The 17,254-nt window shown below is 71.7% G+C and carries 17 protein-coding genes; 9 read left to right on the forward strand and 8 right to left on the reverse strand.

Translation table 11 applies throughout. The features are described 5' to 3' along the window. Positions 1-11: 11 nt before the first annotated feature. Together LUM46_RS08080 and LUM46_RS08085 are read right to left on the reverse strand one after the other, a co-directional pair. On the reverse strand, positions 12-581 hold the full coding sequence (locus LUM46_RS08080) for an arsenate reductase/protein-tyrosine-phosphatase family protein (protein ID WP_274993262.1): 570 nt from the start codon (positions 579-581) through the stop codon (positions 12-14). A gap of 280 nt (positions 582-861) precedes the next feature. Then, positions 862-1,509, reverse strand: a complete 648-nt coding sequence (locus LUM46_RS08085) for a LysE family translocator (protein WP_274993263.1) — start codon at positions 1,507-1,509, stop codon at positions 862-864. 130 nt (positions 1,510-1,639) lie between these two features. On the opposite strand from LUM46_RS08085, the gene LUM46_RS08090 reads away from it, so the two are divergent. Next, entirely contained in the window at positions 1,640-2,413 is a 774-nt protein-coding gene (locus LUM46_RS08090; RefSeq protein ID WP_274993265.1) for a class I SAM-dependent DNA methyltransferase, read from the forward strand. 49 nt (positions 2,414-2,462) lie between these two features. Next, entirely contained in the window at positions 2,463-5,183 is a 2,721-nt protein-coding gene (locus tag LUM46_RS08095) for a UvrD-helicase domain-containing protein (protein ID WP_274993266.1), read from the forward strand. A 51-nt stretch (positions 5,184-5,234) separates the two neighbouring features. Here LUM46_RS08095 and LUM46_RS08100 read toward each other — a convergent pair whose 3' ends face one another. Next, positions 5,235-6,125, reverse strand: coding sequence for an NmrA/HSCARG family protein (locus tag LUM46_RS08100; protein WP_274993267.1), 891 nt, complete (start codon positions 6,123-6,125; stop codon positions 5,235-5,237). A 125-nt stretch (positions 6,126-6,250) separates the two neighbouring features. Here LUM46_RS08100 and LUM46_RS08105 point away from each other — a divergent pair, with 125 nt between their 5' ends. Beyond that, entirely contained in the window at positions 6,251-6,754 is a 504-nt protein-coding gene (locus tag LUM46_RS08105; RefSeq protein ID WP_274993268.1) for a TetR/AcrR family transcriptional regulator, read from the forward strand. 72 nt (positions 6,755-6,826) lie between these two features. After that, positions 6,827-8,167, forward strand: coding sequence for a hypothetical protein (locus LUM46_RS08110; protein ID WP_274993270.1), 1,341 nt, complete (start codon positions 6,827-6,829; stop codon positions 8,165-8,167). On the opposite strand, the gene LUM46_RS08115 is transcribed toward LUM46_RS08110, so the two are convergent. The 5 genes from LUM46_RS08115 to LUM46_RS08135 form a co-directional block, all read right to left on the reverse strand. Continuing rightward, the gene (locus tag LUM46_RS08115; protein WP_274993271.1) at positions 8,109-8,834 is read right to left on the reverse strand and encodes a hypothetical protein; all 726 of its coding nucleotides are present in this window, start codon (positions 8,832-8,834) and stop codon (positions 8,109-8,111) included. The genes LUM46_RS08110 and LUM46_RS08115 overlap by 59 nt on opposite strands. Then, positions 8,831-9,451 carry a hypothetical protein gene (locus tag LUM46_RS08120; protein WP_274993273.1) on the reverse strand — a complete coding sequence of 207 codons (621 nt, stop codon included), beginning with the start codon at positions 9,449-9,451 and terminating at the stop codon, positions 8,831-8,833. The genes LUM46_RS08115 and LUM46_RS08120 overlap by 4 nt, the downstream gene beginning before the upstream one ends. Next, positions 9,448-10,218 (reverse strand): hypothetical protein, encoded by a 771-nt coding sequence (locus LUM46_RS08125; RefSeq protein WP_274993275.1) that lies wholly within the window; start codon positions 10,216-10,218, stop codon positions 9,448-9,450. Before LUM46_RS08125 ends, LUM46_RS08120 begins: the two co-directional genes overlap by 4 nt. Before the next feature lie 87 nt (positions 10,219-10,305). Next, positions 10,306-10,848 carry a Clp protease N-terminal domain-containing protein gene (locus LUM46_RS08130; RefSeq protein WP_274993276.1) on the reverse strand — a complete coding sequence of 181 codons (543 nt, stop codon included), beginning with the start codon at positions 10,846-10,848 and terminating at the stop codon, positions 10,306-10,308. Continuing rightward, positions 10,848-11,057, reverse strand: coding sequence for a helix-turn-helix domain-containing protein (locus tag LUM46_RS08135; protein WP_274993278.1), 210 nt, complete (start codon positions 11,055-11,057; stop codon positions 10,848-10,850). The genes LUM46_RS08130 and LUM46_RS08135 overlap by 1 nt, the downstream gene beginning before the upstream one ends. A 175-nt stretch (positions 11,058-11,232) precedes the next feature. Between LUM46_RS08135 and LUM46_RS08140 the strand changes: the two genes are divergently transcribed. The 5 genes from LUM46_RS08140 (at position 11,233) to purN (ending at position 17,048) form a co-directional block, all read left to right on the forward strand. Then, positions 11,233-12,300, forward strand: coding sequence for an extracellular catalytic domain type 1 short-chain-length polyhydroxyalkanoate depolymerase (locus LUM46_RS08140; protein ID WP_274993279.1), 1,068 nt, complete (start codon positions 11,233-11,235; stop codon positions 12,298-12,300). Positions 12,301-12,500: 200 nt separating this feature from the next. Beyond that, positions 12,501-13,673: an ADP-forming succinate--CoA ligase subunit beta gene (gene sucC / locus LUM46_RS08145; protein ID WP_274993282.1), complete on the forward strand. Its 1,173-nt coding sequence runs from the start codon at positions 12,501-12,503 to the stop codon at positions 13,671-13,673. 39 nt (positions 13,674-13,712) lie between these two features. Then, positions 13,713-14,609, forward strand: a complete 897-nt coding sequence (gene sucD, locus LUM46_RS08150; RefSeq protein ID WP_274993283.1) for a succinate--CoA ligase subunit alpha — start codon at positions 13,713-13,715, stop codon at positions 14,607-14,609. A 248-nt stretch (positions 14,610-14,857) separates the two neighbouring features. Beyond that, positions 14,858-16,393, forward strand: a complete 1,536-nt coding sequence (locus tag LUM46_RS08155) for a cell division protein PerM (RefSeq protein WP_274993284.1) — start codon at positions 14,858-14,860, stop codon at positions 16,391-16,393. 10 nt (positions 16,394-16,403) lie between these two features. Further along, positions 16,404-17,048: a phosphoribosylglycinamide formyltransferase gene (purN, locus tag LUM46_RS08160; RefSeq protein WP_274993285.1), complete on the forward strand. Its 645-nt coding sequence runs from the start codon at positions 16,404-16,406 to the stop codon at positions 17,046-17,048. The last annotated feature ends 206 nt before the right edge of the window (positions 17,049-17,254 follow it).

Consider the following 17,254-nt stretch of genomic DNA (forward strand, 5'->3'; position numbering starts at 1 on the left):
CGTGGCGGCGCTCACGGCCACCGGAACTGGCGGGAACGGCTGACGGCGTTCGTGACGCCGTCGAGCGCGGTCTCGATGCCGGTCAGGACGCGCCGGAAGACGACCGAGCGGCGCCCGTAGGGGTCCTCGACGTCGAGCGAGCCCGGGTCGAGCCGGCGTCCGCTGCGGCGTCCGTTCGCGATCTCCGGGACCTGGGCCCAGCGCTCGGCGTCGCTCAGCTCCGCAGGGAGGGGCGTCGCGCCACGGAGCAGGACCGCGAGCTCGAGGAGGGTGAACGTGCGCCGCACCGCCTCGGGAACGCGCCGCACGACGGAGGCGCGGTGCGCCCTGGTGGCGGTGATGACGAGGTCGGCCTGCGTGATGAGGTCCGGCACGAGCCGTCGTGCCCGAAAGGACGCCGGGTCGAGACCCTGCGCGGTGAGCAGCTCGGCCATCTGCGGGTCGACACGTCCTCCGTCGATCGCGCGGGTCCCGGCGCTCACCACGCTCACCGTCGAGTCGGTGCGTGCGTCGAGCAGGAGCTGGATCGCGGGCGACCGGCAGATGTTGCCGGTGCAGACGGCGAGCACGGTTGTCGGCATCGGGCGTGCTTCCTCGAGATCGTGCGGGCGGGCCACGCGAAGGTAACACTCGAGGCTCGGGATACATGGCCTCACCGCCCATGTTTCATCCACTGCGAGCGGCTCCGGCCGGGACCCGTCAGGCACCCGCAGAGGCCTGGCTCCGAGGACCTCGCGCTGCCGCACGAGTCGGAGGCGCCGCGCCCCCGTGCCGTGGCAATGGGGCGCGAGACATCGGTGGTCCGAGATGCGGCCGACGAAGTCACCGCTCGATCGCTGAGCACGGAGTCATAGCCACGGCTCAGGCCTTGCTGACCGTCCCCTCGAGCGCGAGACCGGTGCCCAGACCCACCATGGCGACGCCGCCGGTGACGCTCAGCTGGTCGAGCCGCTTCGGACTGCGGGAGAACCAGGTGCGGGCCTGGCTCGCGACCAGCGCGAGGATCGAGTCCTGACAGAGGGCAAGGATGCCGAACAGCAGTCCGAGGAGGAGCAGCTGCGGCGTCGCGGGGGCGGCGTCGTTCATGAACTGCGGGAGGAACGCCGCGAAGAAGACGATGGTCTTCGGGTTGGTCGCACCGACGACGAACCCTGCCCATATCGCCCGCCAGGGGTTCGCCGCGCCGGCCGTGTCGGGTGCGGCCAGGGCCAGCCGGGCGTCGGCGCGATGCCGGATCGCCTGGATCCCCAGGTAGATGACGTACCCGGCACCCACGAGCTTGAGCACGGTGTAGGCCGTCGCGGACGTCTCGACCAGCGCACCCAGCCCGACCGCCACGCACGCCACCTGGACCAGCAGGCCCAGCGCGTTGCCGGTCACCGACAGGAGCGCGTCCCTGCGGCCGACCGTCAGGGCCCGGCCGATCGCGAAGAGGACGCTCGGCCCGGGCAGCGCGATGAAGACCACGGACGCTGCGAGGAACGCGACGAGCTGCGCACTGGTGGGCATGCCGTCAGCGTAGCGACGGGCTCGTCCAGGGGTCACGGAGATATCCCGGTGCCGCCGGTCCGCTCCCGGCGTCCGGCACGGGGCGAAAAAGGCGTGTGCCGACGCCGCCGTCGTGCCTAACGTCGAGGGCGTGACCGATACGACGCGCGACGACGCGACCGACGACCCCACCGACGGCTGGTTCCCCGAGAGCGTGGCCGCCGAGTACGACGACCCGGAGGGCGCGAGCTTGCCCGAGGTGGTGAACCCGGCGGTCGACCTGCTCGCCGACCTGGCCGACGGCGGCCCGGTGCTGGAGCTCGCGATCGGCACGGGCCGGATCGCCGTGCCGCTGGCCGCGCGCGGCATCCGCGTGAGCGGGATCGAGCTGAGCAAGGCAATGGCGTCCCGGATCGGCGGCAAGCCGGGCGGCGAGCACATCGACGTCACCATCGGCGACATGACCTCCACCCGGGTGCCCGGCGAGTTCTCCCTCGTCTACCTGGTGTTCAACACGATCGCCAACGTCACCACGCAGGACGGACAGGTCGACGTCTTCCGCAACGCGGCGGCGCACCTGCGGCCCGGTGGCCTGTTCCTCGTCGAGGTGGGCGTCCCCGACCTGCGGCGCATGCCGCCGGGGCAGGACACGGTCCCGTTCACGGTGGCGCCCGACGAGGGCGGGGGGTACGTCGGCTTCGACCGGTACGACGTCGCGACGCAGCTGTTCACGTCGAACCACGTGACGGTGACCCCGGAGGGCGGCCGGTTCCGCGTCGTCCCGTTCCGGTACGCGTGGCCCGCCGAGATGGACCTCATGGCCCGCATCGCCGGGATGCGGCTCAAGCACCGGTGGGCCGACTGGGACCGGTCGCGGTTCGAGCACGAGAGCACGAAGCAGGTGTCGGTCTGGGAGAAGGTCTGACGGCGGGGCCCGTCGGCAGTGTCGGTGAGCCAGCCTAGGCTTAGGGACGATGACTTCCCTCTTCGACAGCCTCTCCCTGCCCGGCCTCGACCCCGCGTCGCCCGGCACCTTGTCGCGCCTGCCGAGCACGGCGCCGCAGTGGGACGACGACGGTGCGGACGCCGGCGACCCGGGCGAGGCGGCGCTGCCCGCCGAGCCGGACTGGCTGGCGGGCCTGCCGCACGAGTCCGAGGCTCCGCGCGCCCGGGGCGCCTACTCGCACCTCGACCCGGACGCGCTGCTGGACGGCCTCAACACGCAGCAGCGGGCCGCCGTGGTGCACGAGGGCGGGCAGCTGCTCATCGTGGCGGGCGCCGGTTCGGGCAAGACGCGGGTGCTCACGCACCGCATCGCCTACCTCCTGGCCACCGGCCGGGCGCGCGCCGGCGAGATCCTCGCCATCACGTTCACCAACAAGGCCGCGGCCGAGATGCGCGAGCGCGTGGAGAGCCTGGTCGGCCCTGCCGCGCACCGCATGTGGGTGTCGACGTTCCACTCGGCCTGCGTGCGGATCCTGCGTCGTGAGGCGACGACGCTGGGCCTGAGGTCCAGCTTCAGCATCTACGACGCCGCGGACAGCCAGCGCCTCATCACGCTGGTCACGCGCGAGCTCAACCTCGACCCCAAGAAGTACCCGGCGCGCGGGCTGTCCAACAAGATCAGCGACCTGAAGAACGAGCTGATCGACCCCGAGACGTACGCGCGGCAGACTGGCGCCAACGCCACGGAGGAGGCGCTCGCGGCGGCCGCGGAGGCGGAGGCGGGAGCCATCCGCAGGCCGTGGGGCGGGCAGTCGGCCGAGGAGCGCAACACGACGGCGCCCAAGTTCGACCAGGTGCTGGCCGACGTCTACACCCGGTACCAGGCGCGGCTCGCGCAGGCGAACGCGCTGGACTTCGACGACATCATCATGACGACGGTGAACCTGCTCCAGGCGTTCCCGAACGTCGCGGAGCACTACCGCCGCCGGTTCCGGCACATCATGGTCGACGAGTACCAGGACACGAACCACGCGCAGTACACGCTGGTCCGCGAGCTGGCGGGGGTCGGTACCGAGGACGACGGGGGCCTGGACCCGGCCGAGCTCACCGTCGTGGGCGACTCCGACCAGTCCATCTATGCGTTCCGCGGCGCCACGATCCGCAACATCCTCGAGTTCGAAAAGGACTACCCGGACGCCACGACGATCCTGCTGGAGCAGAACTACCGCTCCACGCAGAACATCCTGAGCGCGGCCAACGCGGTGATCTCCCGCAACGCAGGTCGCACCCCCAAGCGCCTGTGGACGGACTCGGGCGCCGGGTCCAAGGTCGTGGGCTACGTGGCCGACGACGAACACCAGGAAGCGCGCTTCGTCGCCGACGAGATCGACAAGCTCGGCGACTCCGAGGGCGTGCGGCCCGGCGACGTCGCCATCTTCTACCGCACCAACGCGCAGTCGCGTGCGCTCGAGGAGGTGCTGGTCCGCGTCGGTCTGCCGTACAAGGTGGTGGGCGGCACGCGGTTCTACGAGCGCCGCGAGGTCAAGGACGCGGTCGCCTACCTGCGCGCGCTGGCCAACGAGGACGACGACGTGAACCTGCGCCGCATCCTCAACGTGCCCAAGCGTGGTCTCGGCGACCGCGCGGAATCGCTCGTGGCATCGTTCGCGGACCGGGAGCGCATCTCGTTCGGCGCCGCCCTGGAGCGCGCCGACGAGATTCCCGGCATGACCAACCGCTCGCTCAAGCCGCTGCTCGCGTTCCGCGACATGATGCGTGAGCTGCGTGCCCTGGTCGACCAGGGCGCCCCGCCGGCGGAGGTCCTGGGCGCGGTGCTCGACCGCACCGGCTACCTCGCGGAGCTGCGTGCGAGCGACGACCCGCAGGACGAGGGACGCGTCGAGAACCTGGCGGAGCTGCACGCCGTGGCCGTCGACTTCGGCGAGACCGACCCCGAGGGGTCGCTGGCGGACTTCCTGGAGCGCGTCTCGCTGGTCGCCGACAGCGACCAGATCCCCGACGAGGACGTGGCCGACGGCGCGGCCGAGGAGGCACCCAAGAAGGACCAGGGCGTCGTCACCCTCATGACCCTGCACACGGCGAAGGGCCTGGAGTTCCCCGTCGTGTTCCTCACGGGCATGGAGGACGGCACGTTCCCACACATGCGCTCGCTGCACGACGACTCCGAGCTCGCCGAGGAGCGCCGGCTCGCCTACGTCGGCATCACCCGGGCACGCGAGCGGCTGTACATCACGCGGTCGTCGGTGCGGGCCGCTTTCGGCATGGCGAACGAGTTCCCCGAGAGCCGGTTCCTGCAGGAGATCCCGGAGGAGCTCTGGGACTGGCGACGCCGGGAGTCGTCGACGGCAGCGATCCGCGCGGGCCGGGGCGGCTGGAGCGGTGGGTACGGGTCGGGCGGCTACGGCTCCGGCGGGCGCGGCTCGGGCACGGGCTCCACCTGGTCCGCCGGCCGGTCCGGGACCTCGCGCACCAGCACCGGTGCGTCGTCGGGCAGCGGGCAGAGCAAGCCGTTCGCCCCGGAGAAGAAGACGGGCGCGAAGGGCGGGTTCGGCGGGATCAACGTCCAGAAGAACATCCCGGACCTGGCGATCGGCGACCGCGTCACGCACGACTCCTACGGGCTCGGCACCGTCGTGGACGTCGAGGCGAACGCCGTGGTCAAGATCGACTTCGGCAGCAACGGGACCAAGCGCATCGCACTGAAGTACACGGCGGTCACGAAGCTCTGAGACCGCCGTGCCCCCGGCGGCCAGGCCGGGGGCACGTGGGGTCCTCGGGGGTCAGACGAGCATCCGGCGTGCCCAGGTGCGGAAGTCGGTGGTGGGCAGGCCGAGCGCCCGGACGTCCTCGGGGCGGGCCGGTGCGCCGTTCTCGTTGATCTGCTCGACGGCGTTGACCATGGCGGGCAGCATGCCTCGCTCGACGGCCTGCTGCGGCGTGAGCACCGGCGCGGAGACGGTCCGGCCGGTGACCTCGCTGAGGATCTCGGCGGTCTGGGTCATCGTCAGCCTCTCGCTCGCCAGCTCCACGTCCATGCCGTCCAGCCGGCCCGGTTCCGTGAGCGCTGTCGCCGCAGCCTCGCCGATGTCGTCGACGGCGGTCCACGGGATGAGCGTGTCCGCCGCGAAGCCGCTGATGATCGTGCCGCTCGACCAGTCGCCGAAGAGGTACGACCAGCCCAGCAGGTTCTCCATGAAGGTCGCCGGCTTGAGCACGGTCCAGTGCTCGAAGCCCCCGGTCCGCACCGCCTCGTCGACGGCGGCCTTGCTCTCCCAGTAGTGCTTGTCCCATCGGCCTTCGGCCCAGCCGGGCTGCGTCCGGTGAAAATCTCCCGCGCCGGAGACGCTGCTGTGCACCAGGTGGGAGACGCCCGCCGTGCGTGCGGCCTCGACGACATTGCGTCCCCGGACCACCTCGGCGTCGCCTGCCAGGTCGTTCACGTCGGGGTACGGGATGGAGAACACGGCGTCCATCCCCTCGACCGCGGCGACCAGCGACGGCAGGTCGTCCAGGTCTCCGGTCACCAGCTCTGCGCCGCGCTCCAGCAACGTCCGAGCCTTGTCCGAGCCCGGGTCGCGGACCAGGGCACGCACAGCGACACCCCGGTCCAGCAACGACCGGGCGGTGGCTCCGCCCTGATTGCCTGTCGCTCCGATGACAAGTACGGACATGCTTCCTCCGACCCTAAGTGGGGTGGTACCCCATTTTGATGGCTCGGCTAACATATGGGGGACCACCCCACTTTGGCAATCGGCGGACCATGAGAGCTGACGCACAACGCAACTACGACCGCATCGTGAGCGCTGCCTCGGAGGCGATCGCCCGGGATGGCGCCGAGGCGTCGCTCGAGGCGATCGCCCGCTCCGCCGGCGTCGGCTCGGCCACCCTGCACCGACACTTCCCGTCCCGCTGGTCGCTCATGGAGGCCGTCTTCGCGGAGCGCGTCGACTGCCTGTTCGACCGCGCGGAGGAGCTGCGGGACGCGCCGGAACCGCTCGACGCCCTGGTGCGCTGGCTGAGAGAGGTGGCCGCCTACGCGACCACGACGCGGGGCCTCGCCGCGGCGCTCCTGAACGGGCCCCCCGAGGAGAGCAGCACCTGCCAGGCGCACCTCATCGCCGCGGGCGATTCGCTCGTCCGGCGGGCGGTGGAGGCGGGGGCGGTGCGCGGCGACGTCGCGACGGCGGATCTGCTCACGCTGGTCAACGCGATCTCGCTCGCCGCGCAGCAGGCCGGACCGGAGGAGGCCGAGCGGCTGGTCACCCTGATGCTCGAGGGGGTCCTCGTGCGGCAGGGCTGATCTCCCGTTCGAAATGCGGACGGTCGAGCGGGTTTGGCGCATACATCGGGCTTTAGGCCACTATGTGTCGCCATGAGGATCCTGGTCTCCGCCGGCCGGCTGTTCGCCGCGCACTGGCCCGCGCTGCTGACGCTCGGGCTGCTCGGCGTCGCCGTGCGGAACGGGGCGATGTGGGGCGCCGTCGAGCTGAGCCAGTGGAACTCGTTCGTGGCGCAGCTCCTGCTGATCGTGAGCCCGCTCGGCTACCTGATGCCGGTCATCGGGATGTTGTGGGTCTGCCGTCAGTCGCTGCCGCACCTGAGCCCGGACCCGGGACCGTACCGGGACGCGAACGGTCAGATCCCCGGCATGCTCTCCGGTGCGCCTCGCGCGCCGATGATGCCGTCCGAGGGGCGCGAGCGGCGCCTGATCGACGTCGCCCTGTCCGTGCTGGTGCCGTTCCTCGTGATCTACGAGGTCGAGGGTCTGATGGACGCCGACCGGGACCGGTTCGTCAACGAGGCAGCCGCGGACGAGGCGTTCAACGACATGTTCTCCGCGCAAGGTGTCGACTTCGTCTCTCGGCTCGGCCTCTGGAACGGCTGGACGCTCGTCGCCATCGTGGCCGGCGCCTTCGTGCTGCGCTGGCTGCTCGGCCGGCTGGAGGGCAGGTTCCAGTTCCTCGGCATCGCCGTGCTCGGTGGCTGCCTCGAGGTCTACTGGACCAGCCAGGTCGCCGGCCAGCTCGAGGCCATCGAGCTGAGCCTGTGGGACGAGGCGACGAACCTGCAGCTCGTGGCGGCTGCTGTCGGGACCGTAGACGTCGCGCAGGAGGCGGTGGGGGAGACAGGCAACACCGCCGTCTGGTTCGTGGCCGACGGGATCGGAGGAGTCTTCGAGTCGCTCGACATCGTCCTTGTCGCGCCGCTGGCGTGGCTCGCCCTCGGCGCCGTCGTCCTCGGGCACAAGCTGATGGAACCGCCGTCCACCGAGCACCGCTGGCTCGACCGCATGACCTGGCTGCCCGGCGGGCTGCGCTCGCTCCTGGAGTCGCTCACGGAGGACCTGCGCGCCCGCTTCTCGGCCCTGTGGAACGGTCTGAAGCTGATCGTGCACGGCGGCCTCGGCCCCATGCTCGTCTTCTGCCTGGGCTACCTCGTCATCATGCGGGTGCCGCAAGGCGTCGGGTGGCTCGTGCGTGCCGCGACCGGTCCCGTCGAGAGCAACACGTGGCTCGCCTTCAGCCCCATGGAATCAGCCGCCGGGCTCGCGCTGGCGCTGGCGCTCGCCGCGGCCCTGATCGCCGCCACCGTCGGGGTCCTGGTCGAGCGCGGCATGGTGGTCCGAGAAGACGACGACGCCGGTTCCGGCCTGGCTACGGCAGCTCGAACGTCACGTGCTCGGGACCCCCGAACCCCAGCCGCACCTGCGTGATCTCCGCGCCGGGATCGGCCAGCACGAACGACGTGACCTCCCACTCCGGCTGCTCGCTGACGAAACCCTCCGCCTCCGGTGTCGAGCAGCGGTTGGAGCTGCCCAGCACGTCCGTGGTCGAGTCCCCGTACCGTGTTCCGTCCTCCGCCACGAGGGTGATCTGGCACAGCGAGAGGTCGGTCCGGAGCTCGGCCGCGAAGTGCACCTGCACCGCGTACGCGACCGACCCGTCGGGTATCACCACCGGGTCGCCGTACTCGGGCGCGGGCAGCTGGTCCACCTGCTCGACGCTCGTCACCGTCGCGTCGATCTCCCGGAGCACCGTGGTCTGCGCCCGCTCCGGCACGTCGAGCCCGAAGGCGTCGTAGTACTCGCCCGCCAGGTGCGCGGGCTCGCCCAGGGCCACCCGGTCCACCTCGTGGTGCAGGCCCACCGGCCACCAGAACGCCCACACCCGGAACGACGACGCCCCTGCGGCCACCACGATCGCGATCGGCAGCAGCACCAGCCAGACGGCGTTGCGCCGCCCCCAGCTCCTGCGCGGGCGCGGCGCCTGCGCGTCCGGCGGGATCATGCCGGGCAGCATGCCGGGGCGCAGGCTCGGTGCCGCGCCCGGGGGTTCTCCCTGACCCGGACCCGGCACCGCCGGGGTCACCAGAGTCGTCATCCCTCGCTACCTCCTGCGCTCGCCGGGGCATAACCCGGCGCCTCGGGCGACACGGTCTCTTCCGCCTCCCACAGCGTGTCGACCTCGCTCGGTGTGATGCCGAGGTCGATGACGGCGACGGCGTCGCGTCGCTGGCCCGCGTGGTCCTCGCTCTGGCCGCCCCGGGCGAGCCGGACCGTCGCCCCTGCCAGCGCGTCGCGCGGCACGTCGAAGCAGTAGGTGGTGCGCCACGCATAACCTGGCTGAGCGCTGGCCGAGGTGGAGCACCCGGCCTGGTTGGTCGGCCAGAACCGGCGGCCCTGCCGGTCGGTGACCTCGGCACCGCCGAAGCTCGTCTGGCCCTGCGTGGCGCGCCAGGTCGCGTCGACCACGACGAAGGTCCCGCCCGCGGCGGCAGCCTCGGAGAGTCCCGTCAGGGTATCGGCGACCCGCACCTCGGTGACCGTGAGCTTCGCGTACGTGAGGTCGAGCGTCTCGCCGACCTCCCCCTCGACGATGAACGGTGTGTCCACGCCTGCGTCCTGCGGCAGGTAGGTCACGAGCGCGCAGCCCGCCGTCACGGCGCCGACGACGAGCGCGGTGCCTTTCCAGGTGATCCGCCGCCGGCCGTGCCTCACTGCGCACCCGCGTCGGCGTCGGGTGCCGGCTTCGCCGGCTCGACCGGGATCTGCCCTGCGAAGGCGACCTCGTCCAGAAGAAGCCAGTACTCGTTGTCCAGGCTCCCCGCGCTCTCCTCGATCCACTCGAGCGCCATGATCCGGAGCGGAATCACGTCGCCGGAGAACGTGTCGCTCTGTTCCCAGATCAGCGCGACCCGATAGGTCAGGCCCGGGTTGAGGATCCTGATGCTGGTCCCGTCCTCGATGTTGACGACGGACGCGGAGGGCAGCCCGGGCTCGTCGGGGGACGGGCTCGCGGCGGGGTCGGCGCCGTCCGGTGCGTCACCGGTCCCGGGGGCGGCCTCGGTGACCGTGCCGGGCTCCCCGAGTGGCGCCTCAGGGATGATGCCGACGTTCTCCGGGGCCGGGATCGCCTCGCCGATCGTGCTGCTGTACTCGGGCACCTCGCCGGTGTTGGTGACGTGCGCGACGACGGCCAGCATGTGGTTGCCCGGAGCCGGCACCAGATGGCCGAGCTCGTCGGCGGTGGCGGCCTTCTCGACGGTCACCTCGAAGGGTCCGACCTCGACCGGCGTGCCGACGGTGAGCGGGTCGGCCTGCGGCTCCACCTCGTTCCATGCCCCGAACGGGGAGATCGCGACGAGCGCCGCGACCACGCCGGCCACGACGCGCTGCGTCGTGGACATGTCGTCGGCGACGGCGGTGACCACGCGACGGCCGAGCCGGAACGCGAGGTCGGGGCCGTCATTGCGGGCATGCTTCATGGCGCATGATCGTAGCGGCGCATGACGGACCATCCGGGCAAAGGCACACCGCCCGGGGCCGGCTGCGGGAGTCAGGGTGGGGCGGCGTCACACCGCCGCGTTCTCGCCCTCCGCCAGGCGGCGGACCTGCTCGACGTCGGCGCCGGCCTCGGACAGGATGCTCCGGGCCGGTGACTCGGCGCGCGTCAGGCCGAGCAGGATGTGCCCGCCGTCGATCTCCCTGGAACCCAGGCGGATCGCCTCGCGCAGCGCGAGCTCCAGCGACTTCTTCGCGTCGCGGGTGAACGGGACGTGCTTGCGGCGCCCGCGCACGATGCGTCCGGCGCGGGCCAGTGCTCCCTCGCCGAACGTCGCCTCGGTCCGGCGGGTGACCTCGTCGAGGTCGATGCCGACGGCGGCCAGCGCGTCCGGGTCGAGCGCGTCGCCCGCGGTGATGTTCGCGCGCGCCTGCCGGACGAGCTCGGTGACGTCGAGGCCGCTGCCGGTCAGGGCGGACCGGGCGGGGCCGTCCTCCTCGGCCAGGGCGACGAGCAGGTGCCGGCTGTCGATCTGGGCGCTGTGCGCGTCGATGGCGACCTTCTGTGCGCTGGTAACGGCGGAGCGTGCGTCCTTCGTGAACCTCTCGAACATCAGATCCTCCTGTTGTGCTTCTTGTGGACGGCCTGCCGGGAGACGCCGAGCGCCTGGGCGATGTCCTGCCACGACCAGCCGAGCCGCCGCGCACGCTCCACCTGGAGCGCCTCGAGGCGGTCGGCCAGCTCCCGCAGGGCCCGGACGGCGCGCAGCCCGTCGGTGGGGTCGTCCCCGGCGGCGGATGCGACGAGTGCTTGCTGGCTCATGTGTCAACTATGGTTGACGCCCTGACGAGTGTCAACCGTGGTTGACGGATCTCGCGGGGCGGTTCGGGTCGGCAAGGCTGCTGACATCGCTGTCATTCGGGAGTAGCCTCGACGCGGCCGATGCCAGGGGGCGTCGGGCGTCCGAGGGCGGACGCACCACGACAAGGGAGTCGTCATGCACAGCACTCGCATCCTGGGCCGCGGGATCGCCGCGCTCGCCGCACTCGGCGCGATCGCGGCCGGCCCGGTCCACGGGGCCGCCGCGGGCAGCACCGACCTGACGGGGAGCAGCAGGGTCGGCGCCACGTCGTCGGACCTCGGGGCCGACGGCGACACGGCCGCCGCGGGCCGCCCGGGCAGGGACTGCACGGTGCCCACGGGGACGAGCCAGGTCGACGTCGAGCTGGGCGGCGTCGCCTATCCCGTCCGCGTGCACGTGCCCGACGTCGACGGCCGGGCCGCGGCCCTCCCGATGGTGCTCAACCTGCACCCCAGCAACGGCAACGCGGAATCGATCTCCGCGTACAACGACCTCGACCTCACGGCTGACGCGGAGGGCTTCATCACGGTCGCGCCCAACGGCGTCCTGCCCGCCGCGGACCCGAACCCGGACCAGGTCTGGTTCTGGAACGTGCCGGGCGTGCCCACGACGGCCGGCGAGTACCCGCCGCCGGACACGCGCGATGACGTCGAGTTCCTCACCGCCGTGATCGACACGATGGTGGGCCTCGGGTGCGCCGACCCCCACCGGGTCTACGCCACCGGGCACTCCGGCGGCGCCCGCATGGCGTCGGCGTACGCGTGCGCGCGGCCGGACAAGGTGGCGGCCATCGCGCCGGTCGCCGGCCTGCGTGCGGGCCGGCCCTCGCCCGACGACCCGTCGGCCGTCGAGCTGCAGTCGTGCGCGCCGCGGCGCAGCGTGCCCGTCATCACGTTCCACGGCGACGCCGACACCGTGAACCCCTACCAGGGCAACAGCGACAAGCGCTGGGGATACACGACCCAGCTCGCCGTGCAGTCGTGGGCGCGGATGAACGGCTGCACGACCGGACCGCGCGTCGAGCCGGTCACCGAGCACGTCACCAAGGAGACGTACACCACATGCCGTGGGCGGGCCGACGTCGTGCTCTACAAGGTCGCGGGCGGCACCCACAGCTGGCCCGGGGGCAACGACAGCAGCGCCACGCAGGAAGTCTCCGCCACCGAGCTGATCTGGGAGTTCTTCACCCACTACCGCAGGTGATCGCACCGCGCTCGTCGCCCGTGCTGCCGAGCCGCGACTCCACCTCCTGCCGGCCCCGGAATAACGCCGCTTCGTTCGGAAGCACGGGCGATCCAGGGCTACCCTGTACCGGGATGTCTTGACGTCGAGACATCGCTTCAGCCGGGCTCCGGGCGCCTACGACGTCCGAGGGCCGCATCCCGATGGAAGGACGCAGCAGGGTGGACCTGTTCGAATACCAGGCGCGCGACATCTTCGAGAAGCACGGCGTGCCCGTGCTGGGTGGGGTTGTCGCGACGACCCCCGAAGAGGCTCGCGAAGGCGCCGAGAAGCTGGGCGGCGGAACTGTCGTCGTGAAGGCCCAGGTCAAGACCGGTGGTCGTGGCAAGGCGGGCGGCGTCAAGCTGGCCCACTCGCCGGAAGAGACCGCTGCGAAGGCCGGCGAGATCCTCGGCATGGACATCAAGGGCCACACCGTGCACCGCGTGATGGTGGCGCAGGGTGCCAAGATCGCCGAGGAGTTCTACTTCTCCGTGCTCCTGGACCGGTCGAACCGCAACTACCTCGCGATGTGCTCTGTCGAGGGCGGCGTGGAGATCGAGCAGCTGGCGGTCGAGCGCCCCGAGGCGCTGGCCCGCATCGCCGTCGACCCGGCTGTCGGCATCGACGAGGCCAAGGCCGCGGAGATCGTGGACGCCGCCGGCTTCGCCGACGACATCAAGGGCAAGGTCGCCGATGTCATCCGTGGCCTCTGGGCCGTGTTCAAGGCCGAGGACGCCACGCTGGTCGAGGTGAACCCGCTGGTCAAGACCGAGGACGGCGAGATCGTCGCCCTCGACGGCAAGGTGACGCTCGACGAGAACGCCGGCTTCCGCCACGCGGACCACGCGGAGCTCGAGGACTCGGCCGCGGCCGACCCGCTCGAGGCGAAGGCCAAGGAGAACGACCTCAACTACGTCAAGCTCGACGGCGAGGTCGGCATCATCGGCAACGGCGCGGGCCTGGTCATGTCCACCCTGGACGTCGTCGCGTACGCCGGTGAGAAGCACGGTGGCGTCAAGCCCGCCAACTTCCTCGACATCGGCGGCGGCGCGAACGCCAAGGTCATGGCGAACGGTCTCGACGTCATCCTCGGGGACGAGCAGGTCAAGGCGGTGTTCGTGAACGTCTTCGGCGGCATCACCGCGTGCGACGAGGTCGCGAACGGCATCGTGGGCGCGCTCGACCTGCTGGGCGACACCGCGACCAAGCCGCTGGTCGTCCGCCTCGACGGCAACAACGTCGAGCTGGGTCGCCAGATCCTGACCGAGCGCAACCACCCGCTCGTCACCCTTGCCGACACCATGGACGGCGGCGCCGACCTTGCCGCCGCCAAGGCCGCGGCCGCCGCCTGATCGCCCGCTGAAGACTTCGAAAGCAGAGATTAGAAGACAATGTCGATCTACCTGAACAAGGACTCGAAGATCATCGTCCAGGGCATCACGGGCGGCATGGGTGCCAAGCACACCGCCCTCATGCTCGACTCCGGTGCGACGATCGTCGGCGGCGTGAACGCCCGCAAGGCCGGCACCACGGTCCAGCACAAGGACCACGACGGCAACGACGTGACGCTGCCCGTGTTCGGCACCGTCAAGGAGGCCATGGCCGAGACCGGCGCGGACGTCTCCGTGGTCTTCGTGCCGCCGGCCTTCACCAAGGACGCGGCCATCGAGGCCATCGACGCGGGCATCGGCCTGCTCGTGGTCATCACCGAGGGCGTGCCGGTGCAGGACACCGCCGAGGTGTGGTCGTACCTGCAGGGCAAGGAGACCCGGATGATCGGGCCGAACTGCCCCGGCATCATCACCCCGGGCGAGTCGCTGGCCGGCATCACCCCGCACACCATCACGGGCAAGGGCCCGATCGGTCTCGTGTCGAAGTCCGGCACGCTGACCTACCAGATGATGTACGAGCTGAAGGACTTCGGCTTCTCGACCGCCATCGGCATCGGCGGCGACCCGATCGTCGGCACCACGCACATCGACGCGCTCGAGGCCTTCGAGAACGACCCGGAGACCAAGGCGATCGTGATGATCGGCGAGATCGGCGGCGACGCCGAGGAGCGTGCGGCGGCCTACATCAAGGAGCACGTCACGAAGCCGGTCGTCGGCTACGTCGCGGGCTTCACCGCCCCCGAGGGCAAGACGATGGGTCACGCCGGTGCGATCGTGTCCGGCTCGTCCGGCACCGCCGCGGCGAAGAAGGAGGCCCTCGAGGCCGTCGGCGTCAAGGTCGGCAAGACGCCTTCGGAGACGGCAGACCTCATGCGCGAGATCCTGCAGTCCCTCTGACCCCTCTGACCCACCCGCTCCGGCGAGGTAGTCATCTGGCGAAGTAGTCATCTGGCGAGGTAGTCACCCAGCACGATCCGGGTGACTACCTCGCTGCATGACTACCTCGCGGGGTTCGCAAAAGGGGTTTTGCTACACCAGAAGTCCCCTTGAACTCCATGCTTGGCTGTGATTTTTCGCGAAGTTCACCCGGGCCACGCCGGGGCACGTCCCCCGTGTGACAGCACCGAGCGAGTGAAGATTGGGTCGTGAGCGCACCACCCCGCCCGAGCGCGGCCTCCCGTACCCCCGGCGCCCGGACGAGCCGACCGGCCAGCCGGCCGACCGCCCGCCGCAGCCGGCTCGTCGAGGAGCCGGTCCCCGCCGAGCGGGGGCCGCTCGCGCTGTCCCACATCGTCTCCGGCGTCCTCTCCGCCGGCCAGGCTCTCGTGCTGTCGCTCGCCGTCGTGGTCCTCCCGGCGGTGGTCGCCTATCTCGTGGGTACGGCCACCATGGCCTCGACCGTCGACGCCCCGGACGACGCCGCCCAGGTCCGCTCGGCCGTCGACGTCGCCATGGGCATCTGGCTGCTGGGCCACGGCGTCCCGCTCACCGCCGACGCCGTCACCGTCTCCCTCGCCCCGCTGGGTGTCGCGGCCCTCGCGCTGTTCGTCATGTACGTCTCGGCCAAGCGCTTCGCCACCGCCTCCGTGCATGCCTGGGCCGCGGGTGCCGTCACCTACGCCCTCTGCACGACGGCGGTGGCCGCCATCGCGGGCAGCGCACCCGGCTGGACGCTCCCCGTGGCGACGCTGGCCGGCCTGGTCATGGGCGGGCTCGGCATGGCGCTCGGCATCCTGGCACGCCCGGACGCACCGACGGCCGCCGAGATCGGCGAGCGGGCCGAGGCGCTGGCCCACCGGCTCACCGGCGTGCATCTCGTGCCCGCCACGCTGCGGCTCGGGCTGCGCGCCGGAGCGGTGGTCGTCGCGCTGCTGGTCGGTGGAGCGGCGCTCCTGGTGGCGGCGTGGGCGCTGGCCGGGCGCGCCACCTCGTCGGACATCATCACCTCCCTCGAACCTGGCTGGACCGGTGGGGTCGTGTTCGCCGTGGCGCAGCTCGCGCTGCTGCCCAACGTCGTGCTGTGGGCGGTCGCCTGGCTCGCGGGGCCGGGCTTCGCCGTCGGCGAGGGGACCAGCTTCACGCCGTTCGGCACGATCTCCGGGCCGCTGCCCGCGATCCCGCTCCTCGGTGCGCTGCCCGGGGACGACTGGGCCAACCCGGTCAGCGCCTGGGCACCGGTGCTCGTGGTCGCGTGCGGCGTGGTGGCGGGCCTGTTCGCGTGGCGCCGGCTCGAGCCGACGCTGGTCCGCTGGTCCGACGTCGGCTGGGTGCTCACCGGGATCGTCCTCACCCCGGGCGTCGTCATGCTGGTGGCGCAGTGGGCGGCGGCGGGTGCGGGCGGTCCGGGCCGGCTGTCCGACGTCGGCGCGAACCCGCTGGTGACCGCGGGCCTGGTCGCCGCGGAGGTCGGCGGGGGAGCGGCGGCCGTGCTGCTCGGCGCCAAGCTGGACGTGGTGTCCCGGCGCGGCGAGATCGGCGGCGGCCTGACCGCGTGGCTGCGGCCCACCGCACCGGCCGGGGAGCCGCCGGAGGACGGGCCCGACGACCGGGCGCCGGAGGTGGTCGACCTGGCGGCCGAGCTCGGGCTGGCCGAGGAGCAGGCCCGGACCGACGACGTGGAGCCCGCCGGACCGTCGGACGGGCCGACCGGTGAGGCGAGCGCGACCGACCCGGGAAAGTAGGCTGGGGCACGTGCAGACGCCCTCCGGTCACCCCGTCGAGTCCAGTTCCGCCCAGCGCCTCGTGGTGCTCGCCTCGGGTGGTGGGTCCAACCTCGCCGCCCTGCTCGCCGCCCATGAGGGAGCGTCGTACGGCGCGCGCGTGGTCGGTGTGGTGTCCGACCGGCCGACGGCGGGTGCGCTCGACCTGGCTCGTGACGCCGGTGTGGCCTCCGCCGTCGTCGCGATGAAGGACTTCGACGACCGCTCGGCCTGGAACGACGGTGTGCTCGAGGCGGTCTCGGTCTTCCAGCCGGACTACCTGATCCTGGCGGGCTTCATGCGCATCCTCGCCCCGAGCGTCGTGCGGAAGTTCGAGGGCCGCATGATGAACACGCACCCGGCGCTCCTGCCCAGCTTTCCCGGCGCGCACCCGGTGCGCGACACGCTGGCGCACGGCGTCAAGATCACCGGCTGCACGGTGCACCTGGTCGACGAGGGTGTGGACACCGGACCGATCATCGCCCAGGCGGCGGTACCGGTCCTCGACGGCGACGACGAGCCGGCCCTGACCGAGCGGATCAAGGTCGCCGAGCGTGCGCTGCTCGTCGAGACCGTCGGCCGGATCGCCCGTGAGGGCCTGTACGTAGCGGGTCGGAAGGCCTCGATCGGGCGCTGAGCGCCCTCTGCCAGACATTTCACCCGCTCGACACACGTGACCACTACGTTGTGGCGCGTGACCGCATGGCGGGTGCCCTGGTGTGCGTCCTCAGCGCGCTCTACTTCGTGCGCCCGCTGATGCGGATCGGGAAGCACGACATCTGACCGGACCACGCCCTGGGGCTGCCGGCCGGCGGCCGAAGCTCAGGAAGCACGGCGCCGGGG

This window comes from Promicromonospora iranensis (assembly GCF_028994805.1).
GTDB lineage: Bacteria > Actinomycetota > Actinomycetes > Actinomycetales > Cellulomonadaceae > Promicromonospora > Promicromonospora iranensis.

Coding starts and splice junctions, on each gene's coding strand:
- LUM46_RS08100 (WP_274993267.1), bottom strand. CDS start 6,125: ATGTCCGTACTTGTCATCGGAGCGACAGGCAATCAGGGCGGAGCCACC.
- LUM46_RS08125 (WP_274993275.1), bottom strand. CDS start 10,218: ATGAAGCATGCCCGCAATGACGGCCCCGACCTCGCGTTCCGGCTCGGC.
- LUM46_RS08080 (WP_274993262.1), bottom strand. CDS start 581: ATGCCGACAACCGTGCTCGCCGTCTGCACCGGCAACATCTGCCGGTCG.
- sucD (WP_274993283.1), top strand. CDS start 13,713: ATGTCGATCTACCTGAACAAGGACTCGAAGATCATCGTCCAGGGCATC.
- LUM46_RS08135 (WP_274993278.1), bottom strand. CDS start 11,057: ATGAGCCAGCAAGCACTCGTCGCATCCGCCGCCGGGGACGACCCCACC.
- LUM46_RS08115 (WP_274993271.1), bottom strand. CDS start 8,834: ATGACGACTCTGGTGACCCCGGCGGTGCCGGGTCCGGGTCAGGGAGAA.
- LUM46_RS08095 (WP_274993266.1), top strand. CDS start 2,463: ATGACTTCCCTCTTCGACAGCCTCTCCCTGCCCGGCCTCGACCCCGCG.
- LUM46_RS08140 (WP_274993279.1), top strand. CDS start 11,233: ATGCACAGCACTCGCATCCTGGGCCGCGGGATCGCCGCGCTCGCCGCA.
- LUM46_RS08085 (WP_274993263.1), bottom strand. CDS start 1,509: ATGCCCACCAGTGCGCAGCTCGTCGCGTTCCTCGCAGCGTCCGTGGTC.
- LUM46_RS08130 (WP_274993276.1), bottom strand. CDS start 10,848: ATGTTCGAGAGGTTCACGAAGGACGCACGCTCCGCCGTTACCAGCGCA.
- LUM46_RS08110 (WP_274993270.1), top strand. CDS start 6,827: ATGAGGATCCTGGTCTCCGCCGGCCGGCTGTTCGCCGCGCACTGGCCC.